The sequence below is a fragment of the Pseudothioclava alba genome, from assembly GCF_033100795.1.
Lineage (GTDB): Bacteria > Pseudomonadota > Alphaproteobacteria > Rhodobacterales > Rhodobacteraceae > Pseudothioclava.
Genome location: NZ_JAWLVI010000007.1, coordinates 1 through 20,374, shown reverse-complemented (window position 1 = coordinate 20,374; position 20,374 = coordinate 1). Strand labels below are relative to the sequence as shown.

18 protein-coding genes, 6 tRNA genes and 2 pseudogenes are annotated in these 20,374 nt (G+C 60.7%); 11 read left to right on the top strand and 15 right to left on the bottom strand.

Going from position 1 to position 20,374, the window contains the following annotated elements; genetic code table 11:
• Positions 1-193 precede the first annotated feature (193 nt).
• Together RYZ20_RS13765 and RYZ20_RS13760 are read left to right on the top strand one after the other, a co-directional pair.
• Entirely contained in the window at positions 194-1,591 is a 1,398-nt protein-coding gene (locus RYZ20_RS13765; protein ID WP_317674411.1) for a sensor histidine kinase, read from the top strand.
• 108 nt (positions 1,592-1,699) lie between these two features.
• A tRNA-Arg gene (locus RYZ20_RS13760) sits at positions 1,700-1,776 on the top strand.
• A gap of 370 nt (positions 1,777-2,146) precedes the next feature.
• Here the strand turns inward: RYZ20_RS13760 and RYZ20_RS13755 are convergent.
• From RYZ20_RS13755 to RYZ20_RS13735, 5 genes are all read right to left on the bottom strand, one after another.
• Positions 2,147-3,412, bottom strand: coding sequence for a glutamate-5-semialdehyde dehydrogenase (locus RYZ20_RS13755; RefSeq protein WP_317674409.1), 1,266 nt, complete (start codon positions 3,410-3,412; stop codon positions 2,147-2,149).
• A gap of 60 nt (positions 3,413-3,472) precedes the next feature.
• Positions 3,473-3,697, bottom strand: a complete 225-nt coding sequence (locus RYZ20_RS13750) for an RND transporter (RefSeq protein WP_317674407.1) — start codon at positions 3,695-3,697, stop codon at positions 3,473-3,475.
• A gap of 90 nt (positions 3,698-3,787) precedes the next feature.
• Positions 3,788-3,864: transfer RNA gene (locus RYZ20_RS13745), tRNA-Asp, on the bottom strand.
• A gap of 34 nt (positions 3,865-3,898) precedes the next feature.
• Positions 3,899-3,975: transfer RNA gene (locus tag RYZ20_RS13740), tRNA-Asp, on the bottom strand.
• A 398-nt stretch (positions 3,976-4,373) separates the two neighbouring features.
• Positions 4,374-5,795 carry a cryptochrome/photolyase family protein gene (locus RYZ20_RS13735; protein WP_317674405.1) on the bottom strand — a complete coding sequence of 474 codons (1,422 nt, stop codon included), beginning with the start codon at positions 5,793-5,795 and terminating at the stop codon, positions 4,374-4,376.
• Positions 5,796-5,977: 182 nt separating this feature from the next.
• On the opposite strand from RYZ20_RS13735, the gene RYZ20_RS13730 reads away from it, so the two are divergent.
• Positions 5,978-7,027: an ABC transporter substrate-binding protein gene (locus RYZ20_RS13730; protein ID WP_317674403.1), complete on the top strand. Its 1,050-nt coding sequence runs from the start codon at positions 5,978-5,980 to the stop codon at positions 7,025-7,027.
• Between the two features lie 120 nt (positions 7,028-7,147).
• Here RYZ20_RS13730 and RYZ20_RS13725 read toward each other — a convergent pair.
• The 5 genes from RYZ20_RS13725 to RYZ20_RS13705 form a co-directional block, all read right to left on the bottom strand.
• Positions 7,148-7,223, bottom strand: a tRNA-Val gene (locus RYZ20_RS13725).
• 102 nt (positions 7,224-7,325) lie between these two features.
• Positions 7,326-7,400 (bottom strand) — tRNA-Val (locus RYZ20_RS13720).
• Between the two features lie 85 nt (positions 7,401-7,485).
• Entirely contained in the window at positions 7,486-7,827 is a 342-nt protein-coding gene (locus RYZ20_RS13715; protein WP_317674401.1) for an HU family DNA-binding protein, read from the bottom strand.
• A gap of 226 nt (positions 7,828-8,053) precedes the next feature.
• A complete protein-coding gene (gene lon / locus RYZ20_RS13710; RefSeq protein ID WP_317674399.1) occupies positions 8,054-10,468 on the bottom strand; it encodes an endopeptidase La in 2,415 nt (804 codons plus the stop codon).
• Between the two features lie 201 nt (positions 10,469-10,669).
• Positions 10,670-12,019: an ATP-binding protein gene (locus RYZ20_RS13705; protein WP_317674397.1), complete on the bottom strand. Its 1,350-nt coding sequence runs from the start codon at positions 12,017-12,019 to the stop codon at positions 10,670-10,672.
• 105 nt (positions 12,020-12,124) lie between these two features.
• Between RYZ20_RS13705 and RYZ20_RS13700 the strand changes: the two genes are divergently transcribed.
• The 4 genes from RYZ20_RS13700 (at position 12,125) to RYZ20_RS13685 (ending at position 14,908) form a co-directional block, all read left to right on the top strand.
• Positions 12,125-12,943, top strand: a complete 819-nt coding sequence (locus RYZ20_RS13700) for an MBL fold metallo-hydrolase (RefSeq protein WP_317674395.1) — start codon at positions 12,125-12,127, stop codon at positions 12,941-12,943.
• Between the two features lie 68 nt (positions 12,944-13,011).
• A tRNA-Asn gene (locus RYZ20_RS13695) sits at positions 13,012-13,086 on the top strand.
• A 145-nt stretch (positions 13,087-13,231) separates the two neighbouring features.
• Positions 13,232-13,669: a hypothetical protein gene (locus tag RYZ20_RS13690; protein WP_317674393.1), complete on the top strand. Its 438-nt coding sequence runs from the start codon at positions 13,232-13,234 to the stop codon at positions 13,667-13,669.
• A gap of 501 nt (positions 13,670-14,170) precedes the next feature.
• Entirely contained in the window at positions 14,171-14,908 is a 738-nt protein-coding gene (locus RYZ20_RS13685) for a type II restriction endonuclease (RefSeq protein WP_317674391.1), read from the top strand.
• Here the strand turns inward: RYZ20_RS13685 and RYZ20_RS13680 are convergent.
• Positions 14,870-15,802, bottom strand: coding sequence for a DNA adenine methylase (locus RYZ20_RS13680; RefSeq protein WP_317674389.1), 933 nt, complete (start codon positions 15,800-15,802; stop codon positions 14,870-14,872). The two genes, RYZ20_RS13685 and RYZ20_RS13680, sit on opposite strands and share 39 nt — an antisense overlap.
• 140 nt (positions 15,803-15,942) lie before the next feature.
• On the opposite strand from RYZ20_RS13680, the gene RYZ20_RS13675 reads away from it, so the two are divergent.
• Positions 15,943-16,089 carry a hypothetical protein gene (locus tag RYZ20_RS13675; RefSeq protein ID WP_317674387.1) on the top strand — a complete coding sequence of 49 codons (147 nt, stop codon included), beginning with the start codon at positions 15,943-15,945 and terminating at the stop codon, positions 16,087-16,089.
• Positions 16,090-16,718: 629 nt separating this feature from the next.
• Here RYZ20_RS13675 and RYZ20_RS13670 read toward each other — a convergent pair.
• Genes RYZ20_RS13670 through RYZ20_RS13660 form a run of 3 tightly spaced genes read right to left on the bottom strand, consistent with a single transcriptional unit; the run spans position 16,719 to position 18,264 of the window.
• A complete protein-coding gene (locus tag RYZ20_RS13670; RefSeq protein WP_317674385.1) occupies positions 16,719-17,549 on the bottom strand; it encodes a hypothetical protein in 831 nt (276 codons plus the stop codon).
• Positions 17,546-17,782: a hypothetical protein gene (locus RYZ20_RS13665; RefSeq protein WP_317674383.1), complete on the bottom strand. Its 237-nt coding sequence runs from the start codon at positions 17,780-17,782 to the stop codon at positions 17,546-17,548. Before RYZ20_RS13665 ends, RYZ20_RS13670 begins: the two co-directional genes overlap by 4 nt.
• Positions 17,779-18,264, bottom strand: coding sequence for a hypothetical protein (locus RYZ20_RS13660; RefSeq protein ID WP_317674381.1), 486 nt, complete (start codon positions 18,262-18,264; stop codon positions 17,779-17,781). The genes RYZ20_RS13665 and RYZ20_RS13660 overlap by 4 nt, the downstream gene beginning before the upstream one ends.
• Before the next feature lie 71 nt (positions 18,265-18,335).
• On the opposite strand from RYZ20_RS13660, the gene RYZ20_RS13655 reads away from it, so the two are divergent.
• Entirely contained in the window at positions 18,336-18,578 is a 243-nt protein-coding gene (locus RYZ20_RS13655; protein ID WP_317674379.1) for a hypothetical protein, read from the top strand.
• Between the two features lies 1 nt (position 18,579).
• Here RYZ20_RS13655 and RYZ20_RS13650 read toward each other — a convergent pair whose 3' ends face one another.
• Positions 18,580-19,809 carry a DNA methyltransferase gene (locus RYZ20_RS13650; RefSeq protein ID WP_317674377.1) on the bottom strand — a complete coding sequence of 410 codons (1,230 nt, stop codon included), beginning with the start codon at positions 19,807-19,809 and terminating at the stop codon, positions 18,580-18,582.
• 170 nt (positions 19,810-19,979) lie between these two features.
• On the opposite strand from RYZ20_RS13650, the pseudogene RYZ20_RS13645 reads away from it, so the two are divergent.
• Together RYZ20_RS13645 and RYZ20_RS13640 are read left to right on the top strand one after the other, a co-directional pair.
• Positions 19,980-20,051 (top strand): annotated as a pseudogene (locus tag RYZ20_RS13645) (hypothetical protein); the annotation flags it as partial.
• 203 nt (positions 20,052-20,254) lie between these two features.
• A pseudogene (locus RYZ20_RS13640) lies at positions 20,255-20,374 on the top strand (IS3 family transposase); the annotation flags it as partial.

The window sequence follows — 20,374 nt, the reverse complement described above, 5'->3', positions numbered from 1 at the left end:
ATTCACCCAAGGGGGATTTTTACCGTTTTTCCGCCAAAAGCGGGTTTCAAACCGGATCGCCCTCTTTTTCCTCGGCGTATCACTGCCTATGTTCTCGCGAAAGCCTTGGCAAATCAAGAAAATGCCAGGCATCTTGGCAGAAAGACGGGAGGAAAGGCCCCGCGCGGAGGAAGTTCCGCACAGACGGTGAACGATGGCGGTCAACACTCTTTCAGGCCGGTTTCTGGTTCTGACGACGATCTTCGTCGTGCTGGCAGAGGTAGCGCTCCTCTTGCCGGGCGTTGGCAGTTTTCGCGAAGACTACCTTATCTCACGCCTTGAGCGCGCCCAGATTGCCTCGCTCGCGCTGCTGACGACCGACCAGATGATCGACGAGGATCTGGAAAAAGAGCTTTTGGCCAATGCGGGAGTGTTCAACGTCGTGTTGCGCCGCGATGAGGTGCGCCAGTTGGTGCTGTCCTCGCAAATCCCCTCGCCCGTCGTCTCGACCTATGACCTGCGCGAGCCGGGGTTCTGGGAAAAGATCCGCGATGCCCTCGTGGTGCTGGTCGATTCGGGCAACCATGTGATCCGCGTGATCGGTGATCCGGTGCAGAAAGGCGGCCTTGTCATCGAAGTTACGATGGAAACCGGCCCGATGCGCGTCGAGATGATCGAATACGGGCTGCGGCTTTTGATGCTCTCGGCGGCAATCGCTGGCCCTCTGGCGCTACTGCTGTTCGCCGCTGTGCGCCGTCTGGTTCTGGAACCGATCAGCCGCGTCGTGAAACAGATGTCGATCTACGCTGACGCCCCCGAAGACGCACGCCGCTTCATCGAACCGTCGGCGCGGATCAAGGAACTGCGCGTCGCGGAAGAAGCGCTCTCGACGATGCAGCACCAGCTAACGGCATCGCTGAAGCAAAAGGAGCGGCTCGCACAGCTTGGGCAGGCGGTGGCAAAGATCAGCCATGACCTGCGCAACATCCTGACGACAGCGCAGCTTTTTGCGGACCGGATGGAAAGCTCGGAAGATCCGGGGGTGAAACGGGCCGCGCCCAAGCTGGTCGCCTCGATCGGGCGGGCGGTGAACCTGTGCGAAACGACGCTGGCCTTCGGGCGCGCCGAGGAACCCCCGCCCAGCCTGTCGCGATTTATGCTGGCCGAACTGGTCAACGAAATCATCGAGAGCGAGCAATCGCCCGCAGATGCCGCCCAGATCGAGTTTGTCACCGACATCGCACCGAATCTGGTGATCCGCGCGGACCGCGAGCAACTTTACCGCGTGCTCTCGAACCTCGTGCGCAATGCGCGGCAAGCGATTGCAGCGACGCAAGCCCCCGGCACCATCGAGGTGGGCGCAGGCGAGGCCAGTGATGAGTGGTGGATACGCGTGCAAGACACCGGCCCGGGCCTCCCCGAGCGTGCCCGTGAACACCTGTTCCGCCCCTTTCAGGGCGGCACGCGCAAAGGCGGCACGGGGCTTGGCCTTGCGATCTCGGCCGAGCTGGTGCGCGGGCATGGCGGGCACCTCGATCTGGCGCGCAGCGATTCGGAGGGAACCGAGTTCCGGATGCACCTTCCGAAAGACCTGGTGACCGACGCCGCCTGACCCGCGCAGCAAAACAAGGGGCTTTTCCCGCCCGAAAATTTGTTTTTCTTTTTTCGGCATTTCGGCCTTGCAAAGGGTCGGCACGGGCATTAAATCCCCCCTCACAGCGGACCCGTAGCTCAGCTGGATAGAGCACCAGACTACGAATCTGGGGGTCGGGCGTTCGAATCGCTCCGGGTCCGCCATTTCCCAAAACAACCGCCAGACAGGCATTTGGACGTTCAACAACGTGCCAATGTCGGCTGCATCCAAGTCGGCATGACGCAAAGCTTCTGCCGGAGACCGATCAGTGTTCGGCACGCCCTCAGCCGCCAGACATATGCTTCACAGCCTCGCCTGCCATTGCGATGCCTGAGAGCCTTCAGGCACAGTGCGCGCAGATAGGTCGCATCGGATTCGGTGCCCTCGCGCGCTTTTGTCGACCCACGGCACCGGGCTTTCGCAGCGCACGAGCGATGGCCGCATGTTTCGCCGTCCACATACAGGAGCCCCGCCCTGCCGCAGAGCTACTGCGGGCGGGCGTGAACCTTTGGGCGAGAGCCGATCCGGCCCGAATCAGGGACGGATCGTTCCATCCCCGATCACGACATATTTGAACGAGGTAAGCTGCTCGGCGCCTACGGGGCCGCGCGCATGTAGCTTGCCGGTCGCAATCCCGATCTCGCCGCCCATGCCGAACTCGCCGCCATCGGCAAACTGGGTCGAAGCGTTGCGCATCAGGATCGCGCTATCGACCCGTGCGAAAAAGCGCGCGGCAACCGCGTCGTCTTCGGTCAGGATCGATTCCGTATGCGACGATGAATAGCGCCGGATATGCGCAATCGCCCCGTCCACGCCGTCGACCAGCTTCGCCGCACAGATCGCATCAAGGTATTCCTTGCCGAAATCCTCCTCGGTCGCCGGAACGGTGCCCGGAATTTCGGCCAACTCGCCATCCGCACGCACCTCGACGCCGGCCTTGACCAGATCTTCGATCAGCACACCGCCATGTTTGGCATAGAAGGCGCGGTCGATCAGCAGACACTCCATCGCACCGCAAATCCCCGTGCGCCGCGTCTTCGCGTTCAGCACCACTTTGCGCGCCTTCTCCGGATCGGCGGCGCCATCGGCATAGATGTGGCAGATGCCTTCGAGATGCGCAAAAACGGGCACGCGCGCCTCGGCCTGCACAAGCCCCACCAGCCCCTTGCCACCGCGCGGCACGATCACGTCGATATAGCCGACCGCCTTCAGCATCTCGGCCACAGCGGCGCGGTCGCGCGTGGGAACAAGCTGGATCGCATCGACCGGCAGGCCCGCGGCCTCCAGCCCTGCCACCATACAGGCGTGGATTGCACGGCTTGAATGGAAGCTCTCCGATCCGCCGCGCAGGATCACGGCATTGCCCGCCTTCAGGCACAGAGCACCCGCGTCCGCCGTCACGTTCGGGCGCGATTCATAGATCACCCCGATCACGCCCAAAGGCGTGCGCACGCGGCTGATATGCAGCCCCGAGGGGCGATCCCATTCCGCGATGACCTTACCGACCGGATCTTCCTGCGCCGCGACCGCGCGCAGCGCCTCGCAAATCCCATTGATCCGCGCCTCGTCCAGCATCAGCCGGTCCAGCATCGCGGGGCTAAGCCCCTTGTTCGCGCCAAAAGCCATATCCTCGCCATTGGCGGCGATGATCGCGTGGCGGTCCTGCCAGACCTTCTCGGCCGCAACCGTCAGAGCCTTCGCCTTCGCCTCGGCTGGCGCAAAGGCAAGCTCCGCCGCAGCCGCACGGGCCTTCGCCCCCAGCTCGTCGATCAGCGCTTTTGCATCCAGTTGGTCCGTCATAGCGAGGCTCCCTTGGGTAAACTGCCTTCGCTATACGCGGCTTCGCGGGGTTTGAAAAGTTCAGCCCGCCTTACGGCCAGCCATCCGCCCGAGTTTCAGGAACAGCACCATCCAAGGCGCGCCGTGCAGCACCAGATCAAAGATGTCGATGGGGCGGGTCAGAGCGCCAGAGGCCAGCATCTTGAGCTTTTCCCAGACATGCGGCTCGGGCACAAAGGGGGCCAGCCCCAGGAACAGCGCGGCAATCAGCGCGGTTTCAAGCTTGATCCGGTCGATAAATGCCATGGCTCCCTCCATATTCGAAAACCCGAATACGAAAATCGACCCACAAGCGCAATCGCTTGCGGCGCGCATCCATTCATCTAAGGGGAAAAGTGGCGCGGTTGACGGGGCTCGAACCCGCGACCCCCGGCGTGACAGGCCGGTACTCTAACCAACTGAGCTACAACCGCGCACTTATGGCACTCGGGCGTTCAAAACAGGAGCTGGCGCGGTTGACGGGGCTCGAACCCGCGACCCCCGGCGTGACAGGCCGGTACTCTAACCAACTGAGCTACAACCGCTCGCTCCCGCTTCGGATCGCTGTCCGAGCGTGGAGAGGGTATTACGCAGGGCGGCGCGCGGCGTCAAGCGGACCTTTACGAAATTCGCGATAAAAATTCGCGCGCAGCACGGCAGCCTTGGAAACAAGCTTAACGCGAGCTTTGACGCCGCAGAACGGGGATGAAACCGGCCAGTTTCTCAGCGGGCAAACGGAATCGCCCATACCTCCGGTCGTCCGCGTATATGGCGGCTGTTGCCCCCCCCCCGCTCTCTCGACGACGCCATGAAATCCCAAAAGACAGCGCGGTCCCTCTGCCTTCACCGCGTCCTGCAGCCGAGTGATGCCCGGCACCTGATGCAGGGCGTTCAGGGTCTCCGGGCATCACGACGATACACGCCGTTTTCTGCGAAACGCAGCCTATAAGGCTTTGGCGCGCAATGCCTCATAGGCCGCCAAGGCACGCAGGCGCCCCTCGGCCAGTTCGACCTGCGCAGATGGATAGGGATGCGCGGCCGACAGCGCCCAGTTGCGCGGGGCCGCCGCAAAGAAATCAAGTGCGGATCGGGCCGGATCAGTTTGGCCCTCGGCAATAAAGCGGCGCCGATAACCTCCATCACGGTCGAATTTATCGGCCTGGCCGGAGGGGTTGAACACCCGGAAATAGGGCGCGGCATCGGGACCGCAGCCCGCCACCCATTGCCACCCCATCGCATTCGCCGCCGGATCCCAGTCGATCAGCGTCTCCTCGAACCACGCCCGCCCGATACGCCAGTCGGTCAACAGATGCTTGGTCAGATAGGAGGCCGCGATCATGCGGGCGCGATTGTGCATCGTGCCGGTGATATAAAGCTCGCGCATGGCCGCATCAACCAGAGGCTCCCCAGTCATCCCGCGCCGCCAGCTTTCGGCATCGGCACTGTCACCGCGCCACGGGAACCCGTCCCATTCGGCGCGCCAGTTGGCCTGCCCCAGATCAGGGAAGTGATAGAGCAGGTGCCAGGCGAACTCGCGCCAGACCAGTTCCTTCAGAAAATGCTCGGCCCCGCGCGCGCCCTCGTGGACACTTCGCCAGCCCGCGTGCCAGATCAGACGCGGAGAAATCTCGCCATAGGTCAGGTTTTCCGACAGACCCGAGGTCGCAGCGCGCGCGGGAAAGTCGCGGGCCTCGGCATAAGCCTCGATCTTATCCTCGCAAAACTGCTGCAAGCGGTCCAACGCCGCCGCCTCTCCGACACGGGCATAGCGCGCAACGACATCCGCGCCGCGATGCATCGCCGCGCCAAGACGCCAAGCGGCCAAGTTGTCGCCTTCCGGCCAGCAATCCGGCGCAGGCAACGCAGTCACGGCAGCCTCAGGCGCAGCAACGGGCACATCACGGACCGCACGCCAGAAGGGCGTATAGACCCGATAGGGGCCGCCCTGTCTGGTTTCAACTGTCCAAGGCTCGAACAGCAAGAACCCCGCGAAACTTTCGGCCTCGACGCCCTCGGCCTTTAGCGCTGCCTTGACCGTGGAATCGCGGTCGCGCGCAGGGCCATCGTAATAGCGGCTCCAGAACACCGACCCCGCGCCCGTTTCCGCAATCAACGCACGCAACACCTCAAGCGCGGCGCCCTTGCGCAGCACCAGCCGCGACCCGATCGCGTTGAGCGACGCCGAGAACGCCTCCAGCGCCTGCCCCAACCGCCATTTCGGCGCAGCCCCCAGCCCCTCGACAGTCTCATCGCAGATAAACACCGGAATCACCGGCCTGCCCGTGCGCACTGCTGCCTGCATCGCGGGATGATCGTGCAAACGCAGATCGCGGCGCAACCACAAGATGACTGGTCGTTCGTTCAATTCCAATTGACAGCGCTCCTGCTCGCGGACCTTTGCGTCCAGATATGATCTGCCGCACCCGTTTCCAGTTATCTTTCGACGGTTTTTATCGCCCGAAAGTTCGGCGCAAAACCCTCTTGCCCGATTACGCGGGGCGACATAGCGTCGGGATCAGAACAAGTAAAACCAACAGGAATCTACTGATGAAAAAACTTGCTGCACTCATGACAGGCACTGCGCTTTTCGCGGTTTCCATGCCCGCTTTCGCCGCCGATCCTGACCTGCTCGTCTTTGACTGGGCAGGCTTCGAGGAGCCCGGCCTGTTCACCGCCTACACCGAAAAGCACGGCGACGGCCCAAGCTATACTTTCTATGGTGACGACGACGAAGCCTATCAAAAGCTCGCCTCGGGTTTTAAGGCCGACACCGCGCATCCTTGCTCGCAGATGGTGTCGAAATACCGCGATGCCGGCCTGATTGAGCCATGGGATGTCTCGCGCATTCCCGAATTCGCCAACCTTGATCCGAAGTTCCTGAACTCCAAGATTTTCAAGGATGACGCAGGCGTCTGGTATATCCCGACCGACTGGGGAGTGACGGCTGTTGCCTATAACCCCGAAGAGGTTCCCGCCGAGGATGTTGCCTCGCTCGATGTGTTCCTGAACCCGAATTACATGGGCCGCATTTCGCTGCCTGACAGCTCGGACGACGTCTGGGCGCTGGCCTATCTGGCTACCGGCGTGAGCGACTGGACCGAGATTTCCGACGCGCAATTCGCCGCCGCCGCCGACTGGCTGCGCAAGGCGCACCAGAATGTGCAAAGCTACTGGGCGGACCCCGCCGAGCAGGCACAGACCATGGCCTCGGGCGAGGTTCTGATTTCGTGGTCATGGAACGATGGCGTCGCCTATCTGCAAGACGACGGCTATCCGGTTGGCTTCCAGCGCGAGGCGAAAGAAGGCTCCTCGACCTGGTTCTGCGGCTTCGTCAACATGAAGGACGGCCCCGGCTCGGAAGACAAGCTGTATGACTTTATCAACGCGTGGCTCGCCCCCTCGTCCGGCCCCGCGCTGATCGACGCGATCGGTTATGGCCACTCGAACACCACAGCGATGGAGCTGGTTCCGGCCGAAGATCTGGTCACCGCAGGCCTGGGACAGATTTCCGCACCGATTCTGGCCCAGACCCCGAACGATCCGGCCCTGCGCGAACGTCAGCTGGCCGAGTTCGAGAAGATCAAAGCAGGCTTCTGATACAGCCCTGCGGGACAACAAACGGGGCCGACGATGGCCCCGTTTTCAAATAAGAACCCGACTGATGAGGCCGCAAATGCCAGATCACGCCTGGGGGCCACAACATTTCAACGGGATAACTGGTGGGCGGTGAGGGACTCGAACCCCCGACATCTTCGGTGTAAACGAAGCGCTCTACCAACTGAGCTAACCGCCCGACCGCAGCGCTTTTAACGCGGGCACAAAGCGATGCGCAAGCCCGTAACGATGACCGGGAGAAAATAAAAAGCGCCCCGTTTCAGGAGCGCTTTTCGAATTCTGGTGGGCGATAACGGATTTGAACCGCTGACATCTTCGATGTGAACGAAGCGCTCTACCGCTGAGCTAATCGCCCGATAGCGCGGCTTCTAGCGAAGCTCTGAATTCTTCGCAAGAGGCCCGCTTGATTTTTTTCTGGACCACACTGGCGCGCGCGGGGCTTATTCGTCGTCGCCCTCGTCCATATCGGTATCCGACGCGTCGTCATCGCTCGCGTCCGATGCCCCGGCACCTGCCTTCGGGCGGCGGATTTTCGCGACGATCATCTCGGCGCTATCGCGATCGACCGAGCGCGTAACCCGCACCTTGCCAAGAGGCGGCAGGGCCAGCACTTCACCTTTCGACAGCGCCTCACCGATTTCCTCCAGCACAGCCTCGGCGATGGTGCGAACCTCCGACTTCTTCGCCCCCGAGCGCGCGACGACGCGTTCGAAAAACTCTTTTTTCTTCAGAACGACCGACGGTTCGGGCGCCGCGCCTTGCACGGGCTCCTCGGACGACACGACGGTAAGTCCGACAGTAGGTTTTGCCGCCGTTGCCGGAGTGTTTGTTTGCGTGGGTTTGCTTCGCGATGTGGATCGCGTTCTACGTTTAGCCATCACTGCCCCCGATGGTTTGTGTCAACGATGGCGGCAGCCTACGCGGGAAAAGGTTAACAATCCAGTCTGGACCGCAAATATGAAAAGGGCGCGCCCGCAGGCACGCCCCTTCCCGATAAGTGACACGATCTTAGTGCGCGGTGGCACCCGTCCCTTCGCTGGCGGCCTTGACGGCCGCCGCAGCGGCAGCCTCTTCGGCCTCTTCATCCCAGTCGATCGCCTCGGGCATCCGCACCAGCGCACGCGGTAGCACTTCGCGCACATGGCTGACCGGAATAATCGTCAGCCCCTCTTTCACATTGTCGGGTATCTCGGTGAGGTCTTTTTCGTTCTCCTCTGGGATCAGCACCGTCTTGATGCCGCCACGCAGGGCCGCCAGCAGCTTTTCCTTCAAGCCGCCGATAGCCAGCACATTGCCGCGCAGCGTGACCTCGCCGGTCATGGCGATGTCCTTGCGCACCGGAATGCCGGTCAGCACCGAAACAATCGACGTGACCATCGCGATACCCGCCGAAGGGCCATCCTTCGGCGTTGCGCCTTCGGGAACGTGGACGTGAATATCGACCTTCTCGAATTTGGGCGGCTTCACGCCAATCTCGGGCGCTACCGAGCGCACATAGGACGATGCCGCGTCGATCGACTCTTTCATCACCTCGCCCAGCTTGCCGGTGGTCTTCATCCGGCCCTTGCCCGGCAGGCGCAGCGCCTCGATCTGCAAGAGATCGCCCCCGACGCTGGTCCAGGCAAGCCCCGTCACCACACCGACCTGATCTTCCTGCTCGGCCAGACCATAGCGGAAGCGTTTGACGCCAAGGTAGTCGCCGACCTTCGCCTCATCCACATGCACCGATTTCACCGCGCCTTTCGACTTGATGATCTCGGTCACCGCCTTGCGCGACAGCTTCGCGATCTCGCGCTCAAGGTTCCGCACGCCCGCTTCGCGGGTATAGTGGCGGATCACATCGGTCAGCGCGGCATCGGTCAGCGTAAATTCGCTTTTCTTCAACCCGTGCGCCTTGACCTGTTTGGGGGTCAGGTGCTGCTTGGCGATTTCGCGCTTTTCGTCCTCGGTGTAGCCGGCAAGCGAGATAATCTCCATCCGGTCCAGCAGCGGCCCCGGCATGTTGTAGCTGTTCGCCGTGGTCAGGAACATCACGTTCGAGAGGTCGTATTCCACCTCAAGATAGTGGTCGACGAAGGTCGAGTTCTGTTCCGGATCAAGGACTTCCAGCATCGCGCTGGCCGGATCGCCACGGAAATCCTGCCCCATCTTGTCGATCTCATCGAGCAGAATCAGCGGATTGGTGGTTTTGGCCTTTTTCAGCGCCTGAATGATCTTGCCCGGCATCGAGCCGATATAGGTGCGCCGGTGGCCGCGGATTTCGCTTTCGTCACGCACACCACCAAGCGAGATGCGGATGAACTCGCGTCCCGTTGCCTTGGCGACCGAACGGCCAAGCGAGGTTTTCCCCACGCCGGGCGGGCCAACAAGGCACAGGATCGGCCCCTTAAGCTTGGCCGACCGCGCCTGCACGGCAAGGTATTCGACGATCCGCTCTTTGACCTTCTCAAGCCCGTAGTGATCCGCATTCAGGATCTCTTCGGCGCGCGACAGATCTTTCTTCACGCGGCTTTTCACGCCCCAGGGCAGCGCCAAAATCCAGTCGAGATAGTTGCGCACAACCGTCGCCTCAGCCGACATCGGAGACATCGACTTGAGCTTTTTGACCTCGGCCTCGACCTTTTCACGCGCCTCTTTCGAGAGCTTGGTCGCGGCGATTTTCTCTTCGATCTCGGCGACTTCGGACTGCCCGTCCTCGCCGTCGCCAAGCTCCTTCTGAATGGCTTTCATCTGCTCATTGAGATAGTATTCGCGCTGCGTCTTCTCCATCTGGGATTTCACGCGCGACTTGATCTTTTTCTCGACCTGCAGGACCGAAACCTCCCCCTGCATCAGGCCGAATACCTTCTCCAGACGCGCCGAGATGTCGAGCGTTTCAAGAAGCTCCTGCTTTTGCTTCACCTCAAGGCCCAGATGCCCCGAAACCAGATCGGCCAGCTTGGCGGCATCGGTCGCCTCGGACACAGCCGAAAGCGCCTCTTCGGGGACATTTTTCTTGATCTTGGCGTAGCGCTGGAATTCATCCGACACCGAGCGCAGAAGCGCGCGGATCGTCTCGACATCGCCCTCGACCTCTTCCAGAGGCTCGGCATAAGCCTCGAAGAACATTTCGTTTTCGGCAAAATCGGTGATCCGCACCCGCGTCGCGCCCTCGACAAGCACCTTCACGGTGCCATCGGGCAATTTCAGCAGTTGCAGCACATTCGCAAGAACGCCCACACGAAAAATCCCGTCGGCATCGGGGTCGTCAACGCTGGGATCAATCTGGCTGGCCAGCAGAATCTGGCGATCCTCGGCCATCACCTCTTCCAGCGCGCGCACCGATTTCTCACGACCGACGAACAGCGGCACGATCATATGCGGAAAGACCACAATATCGCGCAGCGGCAGCACAGCGAAGGTATTGGTAAAACTCTCGGTCATCTTTTGTCCTTTAGTGGCGAAGGTGGCCCGGCCCCGCTCGATGCGGCAGCACTCACCCCTTCCCGTCAGCCCCATATCTAGGAGGCGAACCTGTCTTCTTCAACCATCAGCGCGGTCTCTCGTCCTCACAATGCGCATGGGTTCGGACACACGCAAGACCGGATCGGGCGACAAGATGAACTTCACGCGACGCACCCTGCCTCAACGCGGCAGGATCAGCCGCGCGCACAGCCCGCCAAGGCGTTCAGATGTTTCGAGTTTCAGCATCCCGCCGTGCCCACGCAGCACATCGGCCGCGATCGAAAGCCCAAGGCCAACCCCTTGGCCCTTGTCCTGATTGCGCGCCGGATCGAGGCGGGTAAAGGGCTTGAGCGCTTCTTCGCGCGCATCTGGCGCAATGCCGGGGCCATCATCTTCGATCCGAATCTCAAAGGCCGTCGGGCGGAGCGCGACCGAAACCTCGGTTCGGGTGCCATAGCGCGCGGCATTCCCGATCAGATTTTCCATCGCGCGGCGCAGGGCGTCGGGGCGGAAACTCATTTCGACATTCCCCTCGCCCGGACAGTCTATCAGCCGCACGGGAAACCCTGTGCGCGCGGCATCTTCAACCACCTGACGCACAAATACGCAGGGATCGCGCACCTCCGGCTCCCCAGAGATTGCCCCGTCACGCGCAAAATCAAGGAAGGCGTCAACAAGCTTCCCCATCTCCGAGACATCGCGTTCCATCGCCTGGATTTCGTCTTCGGCCTCCTCGTCGCGCGGCAGCATCGAAAGCCCGAGCTTCAGCCGCGTCAGTGGCGTGCGCAGATCGTGGCTTACCCCCGACAGAATCAAGGTGCGTTGCTCAAGATGGCGCATGATCCGCGCGCGCATGTCCAGAAACGCGGCCCCAGCCTTGCGCACCTCGGTCGCGCCCGAAATCCGGTAGGGCACAGTGCGCCCCTTGCCGAACTCCTCGGCGGCAAAAGCCATCCGCCGGATCGGCCGCAACTGGTTGCGCAGGAAAAGATAGGCGATGATCGTCATTAACAGCGACACGACAATCATCAGCACCAGCAACTGGTGCGGATTTGATGCCGAGGCGCTGCGGCGCGCGAAATCAATCTGCACCAGCCCGTTATGCGATGGCAGGAACACCCGCACATACCGGCTGTCTGCCAGATCGACGCCCACCAGATCGGGCAGTTCCTCTTGCAAGGTCGAGATCACAACGATCCCCGTCAGATCAAGCCACGGGCGACGGAAATTCCCGTCGGGCAGGTTACCCTCGGGCGCGGGCAGCTCGACCAGAAGCTCCAAAGGCTCGGCCACGGCGCGCATCGCCGGCAACGCGATGCCCAGATCGGGAGCGGCTTTGGCCAGATCCCCCATCAGCGCCACCTCGCGCGCCATCGAGCCGGTCATCTGTTGCGTGACACGTTCGAAATGGCGCTGGATGAACACAACCGAGATCACCAGCTGGATCGTCATCACAGGCACAATCAGGATCAGCGCGGCACGCCCGTAAAGCCCGCGCGGCATGATCTGTTTGAGCCAGCCGAATTTCATGGCTAAACCCTAGTCTGGAGCATGAGAAAGGAAAAGCGGAAGATGGCAGGTCTTGAACTTCTTGAACCCGGTGTGCGGCGGATTGTGGCGCCGAACCCCTCGCCTATGACGCTGAATGGCACCTGCACCTATATTGTTGGGACAGGCGAGGTGGCGGTTATCGACCCCGGCCCCGATGATCCGGCACATCTGAGGGCGCTTCTCGAAGGGTTGGCTCCGAACGAGACAGTCAGCCATATCTTCGTAACCCATGCCCATCTGGACCATTCGCCAGGCGCTGCCCCGCTGGCCAAACTGACCGGTGCGCCAGTCTATGCCTTCGGCCCTCCCGAGGCCGGGCGCTCGGCGGTGATGCGGAACCTGGCCGCGCTCGCCGATATTGGCGGGGGTGAAGGTGTGCACCGCGCGTTCCTGCCCGACGTAATGCTGGCCGATGGAGAGGTCGTACACGACGCCAACTGGTCTTTGCGCGCGATCCATACGCCCGGGCATTTCTGCAATCACCTGTGTTTCCTGTCCGGCGACATTGCCTTTACCGGCGATCACGTCATGGGATGGGCATCAACGCTGATTTCGCCGCCGGACGGTGATCTGGGAGATTATTTCCGTTCGCTCGACAAACTCGCCAAGGAAGCCCCCCGCATCCTCTACCCCGGCCATGGCGCTCCCGTGGTCTCCCCCCGCTCCCGCATCGAGGAACTGGCTGCACACCGCCACGAGCGCAGCCAGCAAATTCTTTCAGCGCTTGATAAAGGTCCAGCGACGGCGGCAGAACTGACCCAAGCAATCTATACCGACACGCCCCATGCCCTGATGCTTGCAGCAGAGCGAAACGTGCTCGCCCATCTAATTGAAATGACAAGAGAAAATATAACAAAATCCTTAGGCGCCATTTCCCTTACGAGCAGATTTTCGCGAAGTTAGTTTTTCGCGAAAATTCCGCTCAATCCCTCTGGACAACACCAAACAGTCTTTCTATACACCCCTCGTGTTCCGGCGTAGCTCAGCGGTAGAGCAGTTGACTGTTAATCAATTGGTCGTAGGTTCGATCCCTACCGCCGGAGCCAAAAATCCATAGGATTTCAATGAGTTACGCGTCGCATCATTTGCAACGCGTCTCTCGTTTGCAACGTATTTGCAACGCATCGAGTCACTTTCGATGTGACGGCCACCGGCCCTACTATTGCCAGATTGTTCAGGCAAAGCAGGCAGATGTATGTGAAATGGATCAAACCGCCGCGCTACAAGACGCCCAACTTTCGGCAGAAGCACATGAACGCTGCTTCCGTCGATGCCGAGGGGCGTGTTTACCTGTTCGACAAAGAAGTCAGCCGCATTATTGTCGATGATCGGTTCCACTTCTTCGAAGAAGTGCTCGACGCCGCCGACTGGGAGCGTGCACGAACCTTTTACGGTCTTCCGAAGCGCAAGCGACATTCACTCCGTTCGCATGGTGTGCGTCGCGGCGAAGGCCGACAAGTGGGTCTCCTCCCGAAAAGGCCCATCGACATCATTCAGGGCGAGCGCGGAAAAGAACCCGGCGAGAAGTCGGGGCGGATGCCGAGAATCACAAAGCGTGAGATCAAGGAGATGCAGGCAGCGTCGTCTGGCTCAGACTTCGATTTTCCTCCCGAAGAACCGCCCTTCTAAGTCGCCAACGAAAAAGGGCGGCCGCAGGTAGCGACCGCCCAGTTTTGCCCGCAATCGCGATCCCACACCTCGAAGGACGCTTAGCGTCCCCTGCGTCGCACGACCGTTCCGCGAGGGCCAGAGGCCGAATTAGGTTTGCGCCCTGAGGATTCTTCGCCGCGGCGCCGGCCATTCATCGCGCTTTGTGTTGCGCTCGCTCTGGCAATCGACACACCCGCCGAAACTCGCGTAGCGCGGCGCGACATGCCCGTGCTTGCACACACGACCGGTGAAATACAGAAATGCGCCTTTCCTTAGCGCCTCGTCCCGCGACCTCGGCAAGTCGTCGTGCATGATCACTCCTTTTCGTCGATACATCACACGCCACCTTGGCGACAATGAGGCGCGGCGCCCCGTGTGCTGCCGCGGCGCTGCACGCGGATGAAACGCCGCCCCGCCCTCGACTGCGGCAACTTCGTCAGATAAGCATCGAGAAAAGATGCGAATTGAAGGAGGGGCGGCGTGCCGGGCATTGAAGAAACCCTATCGGAAGAACTCGACAAGCTGGCTGACGCCTACAAGGTCTGCGGCATTGTCGATCAGACTGGCTGCGTGTATCCACTCGGCGCAGACACGAAGGTCCTGAGCACCATCTTCGAATTGGTCAGCCGCCCCGCCGTCTATGCGACGGCGAAAGCACTCGGGTATGAATGCCTCGAACCAACCGTGCAGAATCATTACCCGGACTTCACGTTCCACAAAGGCCTAGGCGCGATGGGCAAAATCGCCATCGACGTGAAGACGACCTACCGCATCCACGACGACGACAAGTTCAGCTACACGCTCGGCGGCTACACCAGTTTCATCCGACCTGGGAACGAGAAGAAGAACATCGTCTTCCCGTTCGATCACTACGCCGAACACTGGGTGATCGGGTTCGTCTACAACCGTATTGCGGAGAAGAAAGCGCAGGCCGAGCACAAATTCTCGGTCGATCAGTTGACCGACATTCCGCTGCCTTTCGGTAATGTCGAAGTGTTCGTGCAGGAGAAATGGCGCATTTCGTCCGACCGCGCTGGCAGCGGCAACACGACCAACATCGGGTCCATCAACGGCACGATTGAAGACTTCCGCGCTGGCAACGGCCCGTTCGAATCCGAGGACGAGTTTCTCGCCTACTGGCGCGCCTACGGTCGCACGAAAGCCGACCGTGGCGACTTCTCAAACATCGGCGAGTTCCGCAGCTTCAAACAAGGGTAGCGCAGATTCCTTATGCGTTTCGTCGACGGGCTCAGCCGCCGCACACGTCGACAGGATCACCACTTCGATCATCTCGTTCCGCAAAGCCTCCTGCGGGCCGACGTGATAGAAGTGCGACATGGTTCGCTGCGGGTGGCTTGAGAACCAGCGGTCGACGTATTCGTTGCGTCGATACTTGTTCTCGAGCCAGTTCGACAGTGCAAAGGACGCGTCGGTCTCGATCAGCGCGCGCGCAAGGTCGTCGGATTCCTCGTCAGTGAAACCGTTGTAGTAGTCCGTGTGTCGTCCAACATACGGCGGATCGCAGTAGATCATGTCGCCGGGTTCCGCCGACGCAATTGTTGCGCGCCAGTCCTGCACGACAAAATCCCAGTCCTTGCCTGCCATCGCTCCGCGTGCCCATTCGACTTGGTTCACGATCTTCGTCACGAGCGCGGGCCGGAAGCGTTCGGGCTTTCGGCAGAACGGCACGTTGAACCCACCCTTCTTGTTGAAGCGCATCATGCCGTTGAAGCAGGAGCGGCTTAGGAACATGAAGTCGAACGGGTCGCCGTGCTCATTGAAGCGTTCGCGCACGGCGTAGTAGTGCGACTCGCCTTTGTCGAGCAGTTCAGATCCTTCGCGTTCAAGGTACTGCCGCATCGACCGCCCGTTGATCGAGCCGTCTTGAATGCCGCGATATAGGTCGATCATGTGTTCGTTGGTATCAGCGAGAACAGCCCGTTGCGGGCCGATGTTCAGTGCCACGACGCCGGACCCAAGGAACGGTTCGATCCATCGCCCCCCGCCATCCCACACGATGGAGCGTGCGATCAACGGCACGACCTTCGTCTTGATCCCCTGCGTCTTGATCGGCGGGGCTTTCGGGCGAATGGAGCGGGGCAAGAACGACAAGAACACTCTCCTTAGTGGTTCTGTCCTCTATACAGCACCATTTGTCGCGTCGCCATCAACTATTGCGGTAGACGTTCCGAGCGCGAAGTTCCGATGCTCCGTTTGGTCAGCTTTGCTGACCTTAACAACGGAGAATGAATTTGAGTAGCATCAGAACCCTACGCGCCTTTCGGCGCGACGAAGACGGAAGCGTGTCCGTCGAAGCCGTCATATGGATTTCGGGCCTCGTCGGCATGGGCACGATGATCGGGCAGAAGGTCGTCGAACCGCTCGTCGCACACGCGTAAGAGAGCGCGGCGACGAAGGGTGCGAGGTGGGTATCGTGTTGCATGTTCGGTCTTCCGTTGACCGCAACACGATGGCGCAGCGCTGGCCGCGGTTCCTGCGCGGAATTAGGTGGCGCGCGGGCGTTTCTAGAAATGAACGTCTGCCTAAAATGGGTCAGTGAGGTTGACGCGTCTGCGCCGTCGTCCGACGTGGAATTGCAAGAATGTTGCAAATAACCACTTGGATTCCATAGAGATCAAGCGGTTGAGCACCGAGAACCATTGATTGCTGATTAACCTGCGCAGGACCTAGACGCGGCGACACGCGCAGTGTGGGTCGAGGGGATCGAGGGAGCAGCTCGAAGTGTTACAGCTGTTGCAGTTGTTACAGTGGTCTGGCCGAGAGAGAGGCATAAGACAAAAACACGCAAAAACAGCAGGTTTCTTCTATCTATCTCTCTTTTGAAGATAGTGTAACAACTGTAACAGACCCCCGGCACCCCCTTGGCTTTCCAGTCGAAAAGCGGTGTTACAGTACCCCTCGAATGCCTGTAACACGTTACAGCACCCCTGCAACCCGCCCGTCGAAATGCAAACGAGGCGGCCCGAAGACCGCCCCGCGCGCTGCAACACCCGCCGCCGTGTAACAGTCACCCTGTTACAGACCGCAGCCCGTTCTCGTCGAACCAATATGCCTGACGCCGCGGCGTCAGCTTCGGAATCCACCCCGTGCGCCGATCCGATTGCGGCCTGATCATTGCGCCGTTCTCGACGGCCCAGTCGCAGAACGCGCCCTTGTCGAACCCGCGCAGCATCTTGTCCAAGGTCCCAGAGGCCAGATACACCCGTTCCTCGTCATACCACCCGAGCCGCGTGCGGCTGGAATACCCCCGCTCCGTCACCTCGTCGTCAACCTCGTCCGAATTGCCATAGTCATCATCCTGCGCCGAACCGATGCGGATGATCCCCGCGTTCATCTCGGCGTCGATCAGATCGACGATGCGGCGCGCGAGCCCGACATGATCGTCCATCACGTTCGCCTCGACCACACCGTCGAGCCACGCGCGCCAAGCGTCGGACACCACGGTCGTGTCAATGCCCATGATCTCGCCCGCGACGATCAACTGCGCGTAAGAAGCCGCAGCACGCTCAAGGCGGCTATCACCGCCTGCATACAGATCGAGCAGCGCCGCCCGATGCCGCGCCCGCAGATCGCCGTCGTCGATGTCCATCAGGCGGCGAACGAACTCTGGACCCGCGACCCCGTAGCAGCGAGCCACAGCGTCCTCGAATGCACGAACATCTTCCGCCCCGATGTGCGGCAAGAATGGATTCATGTCCTGGTCGATCAGGCGCAAGATCATCCCGCCAGCCTGCGCCTCGTCCATTTCTGCGAAAATCCCCTCGACGGTCTTTTCCGACGACATGGCGGCGTTGCACAGCCAATGCCGCACCTTGCGCATCTCGGCGTTCGACTTCATCCGCTCGCGCCCGACGCCGTTGCCGAACGCATAAGGGGCACCAAATGGTCAACGCTGTGCTTGATCCCGGTCTGATCGGTCCACGCCTGCGCCTCCTGATAGATCGCCAGAATCTGTGCGCGATGCTCAGGGGTAAGCCAAGGCGGGGCAGCAGGCCCCGCCCTACGCAGGGCCTGCTTGTATGCGAGCAAGGCCCGGTTCTTCTGGCGATACTTCGCTTTCGGATCGGTCATTCGTGGCGGATGTCGCGCGCCAAAATGTTGAGGAACTTCTCCCGAGAAATTTTTGCATTGCTGCCAAGCGCACGACCGCGATGCCAGCGCAGCACGTTGTCCACCGGCACGACGAAGACATCGACGACGGGAAAGCCCACGATGTCGGACAGGATGAAGCCCTTGATGCCCGACAGCTTGGCTTGAAAACCTTCCTCATTGAACACCCGGCCAGACCCGACCTGATTGCTCGGATTGAAATACACCCCCTGCCGCGTGATCGAGCGCACTTCCCACATGCCGCCCTCAGGGTCGAGCAGGTCATAGCCAGCGCCCTCAGACGGGGCCAGCTTCCAGCCCGGATTCTCCCACATCAGACGCCGCTCGATGATGAACGAGACGCGCCGACCATCGGTCAGGTATTCGCGGACATCCTTGGGTGTCACCCGGAACGCGCGGGCAAGCTCTTCCTCATCCCAGCGAAGTTGAAAACGTCTTTCCACAATGCCCTCACAGTTGCTATGAGAGCGTTGTCCCCTATTAGCGACGCCTAGTAAACCCTTGGAGATTTGAGTTGAAAACAGTGACCCTAGACGCGGCCGAAATTGCTCGCCTGATGGAACCCACAGTCGGCCAAGGTGGGTTTCAGAGTCTGCTTCAATACCTCCAAGGCAAACTCAACCAACAAACCGGGCGAATTGATCTGACGGACGAGGATCGCGGTAAAATCTGCCGCTATGCTTACGACTACGGCAACGGCGGTTGGGAATATCAACTGACGTCGATCTTCAGAAACCACTTGGGCGAGATGAATTAACTCAATCTCGCTGTAGCAACACGATCCGATTGGTATTTGTGCCCTTTGCGCCGTTGTCCACGCCCCAGCAGTTGGCCGTCTTGGTGAACTCCTGATCGTTCACCATCACGCCCAGCCGGTTGAACGGCAGGCCCTCCGCCGCCTTCCAGACGAGCCGTTCGAGCAGCACTTTGCCATTGCGGACCTCTCCGACCTCAAAGGCGACATAGCCACCGGGGCGCAAGATGCGGGCCTGTTCGGCTAGGACGCGATGCACCATCGCGGTCCACGCTTCCTCTGTGCGGTGCATGTCGATGGCGACGGTTTCCGGGTCGATGCCTGCAAACCAGCAGCGCAGCCAGTTGTCGGCGGCATAGTGCACGATGTCGAGAAATGGGGGCGACGTGACGGTGAGATCGACCGAAGCATCAGCGATGCCGCGCAAATCCCACGCAGCGCCGATGTGAAGGCCCGAGCGCGCCTGGCTAGGGGCGCAGCCGTCCTTGAGCAGCGTCTTCGACTTCTTGAGGATCACGGCGGCCACGTCGCGCTCTGGCGGTGAAACGCCTAGCTTCTCGTTGATCTTGAGTTGGGCCTTGACCGACACGGCTTGGTTCGGCGGCATCGACCGGCCAGAGAAAAAGCCCGGAGAGTGGCCAGAGAGGCGATTGATCGCCACCATCCGAATCCAGTCGGCCTCCGGGTCAACGCTCTCGCCACCAAGCGGGGCGCGTTCGGCAAGCCACAGGCGTAGCGCCTCCAACTTTTTGAGCGTTTCGGGGTGGTAGAAGGCAAGCAGGTCTTCGCGCCCAATCGCACCGCGCGACCAATCAACCGTTTGCAGCGCCGCCGCAACCGCCTGCAAGGTGATCGGGCGCAGCCGTGGACGGGTCAGCAGGACCGACAGCGGATTGATGTCATTGCCGAAAGCCTGACGGCCCATCAGCGCCGCCTGCACAGGCGTTGTGCCCCGCCCCATGAACGGATCGGACACCACGTCCCCCGGCTTGGTCAGCCGATTGATGAAAAACTCGGGCAACTGCGCCTTAAAGCAAGCCCGATAGGACACCTCGTGGATCGAGTGCGCTTGGCGCTGCCCTGCCGTCCAGAACTCGTTGATCAGGTAGGGGATGCCTTCCACAGTATCAGTCACGGTGCGCTGGCCGAAGTCATCGAACGCCCGAAGGTCGTCGATAAAGGTCTCAGCCGTCGCCGCGAACTGGTCCTGATCGAAGATGGAAAGCTGGTTCATGGGTCTCTGCTGACGTGGACGGTTAGGCCACCTTTATGCGTTAGAAATGAGCGAAACCGCAACCGTCTCGCGCCAGAAGTTCGCAAGTCTCTTGGCCTGAGCACAACATCTTGTTGAATCAAAAGACTTGGTGCATCCTTTGCGTTGAGCAGCAAGAGCGGGCCGATCCCATGAAACTAACCCATATTCGCGTTCAGAACTTCAAGTCGATTCTTGACACGAGAAAAATCTCCGTGGGTGAACTGTGTTGCCTCGTCGGAAAGAACGAGGCAGGCAAAACCGCAACGCTCACCGCCCTGCAATCCATTCGACCGTTCGGAAAAGCGCAAACCACGTTTGACGTGACAGAGGATTATCCTCGCCGGTTTGCAACGCGATATGACGAACGCCACCCTAATCAGGATGCCGTCGTGGTTGAGACTTGGTGGCAATTGTCGGACAAGGCCTGGCCGGGATCGATCCGCGTGTGTATCGGCGGCACCCGAAGCGGCCGGAGGACAAAGATCTGCGCCAGCGGCTGCGGGAGCTGTCGGCTGAGCGGCGTCGATTTGGATATCGCCGCCTG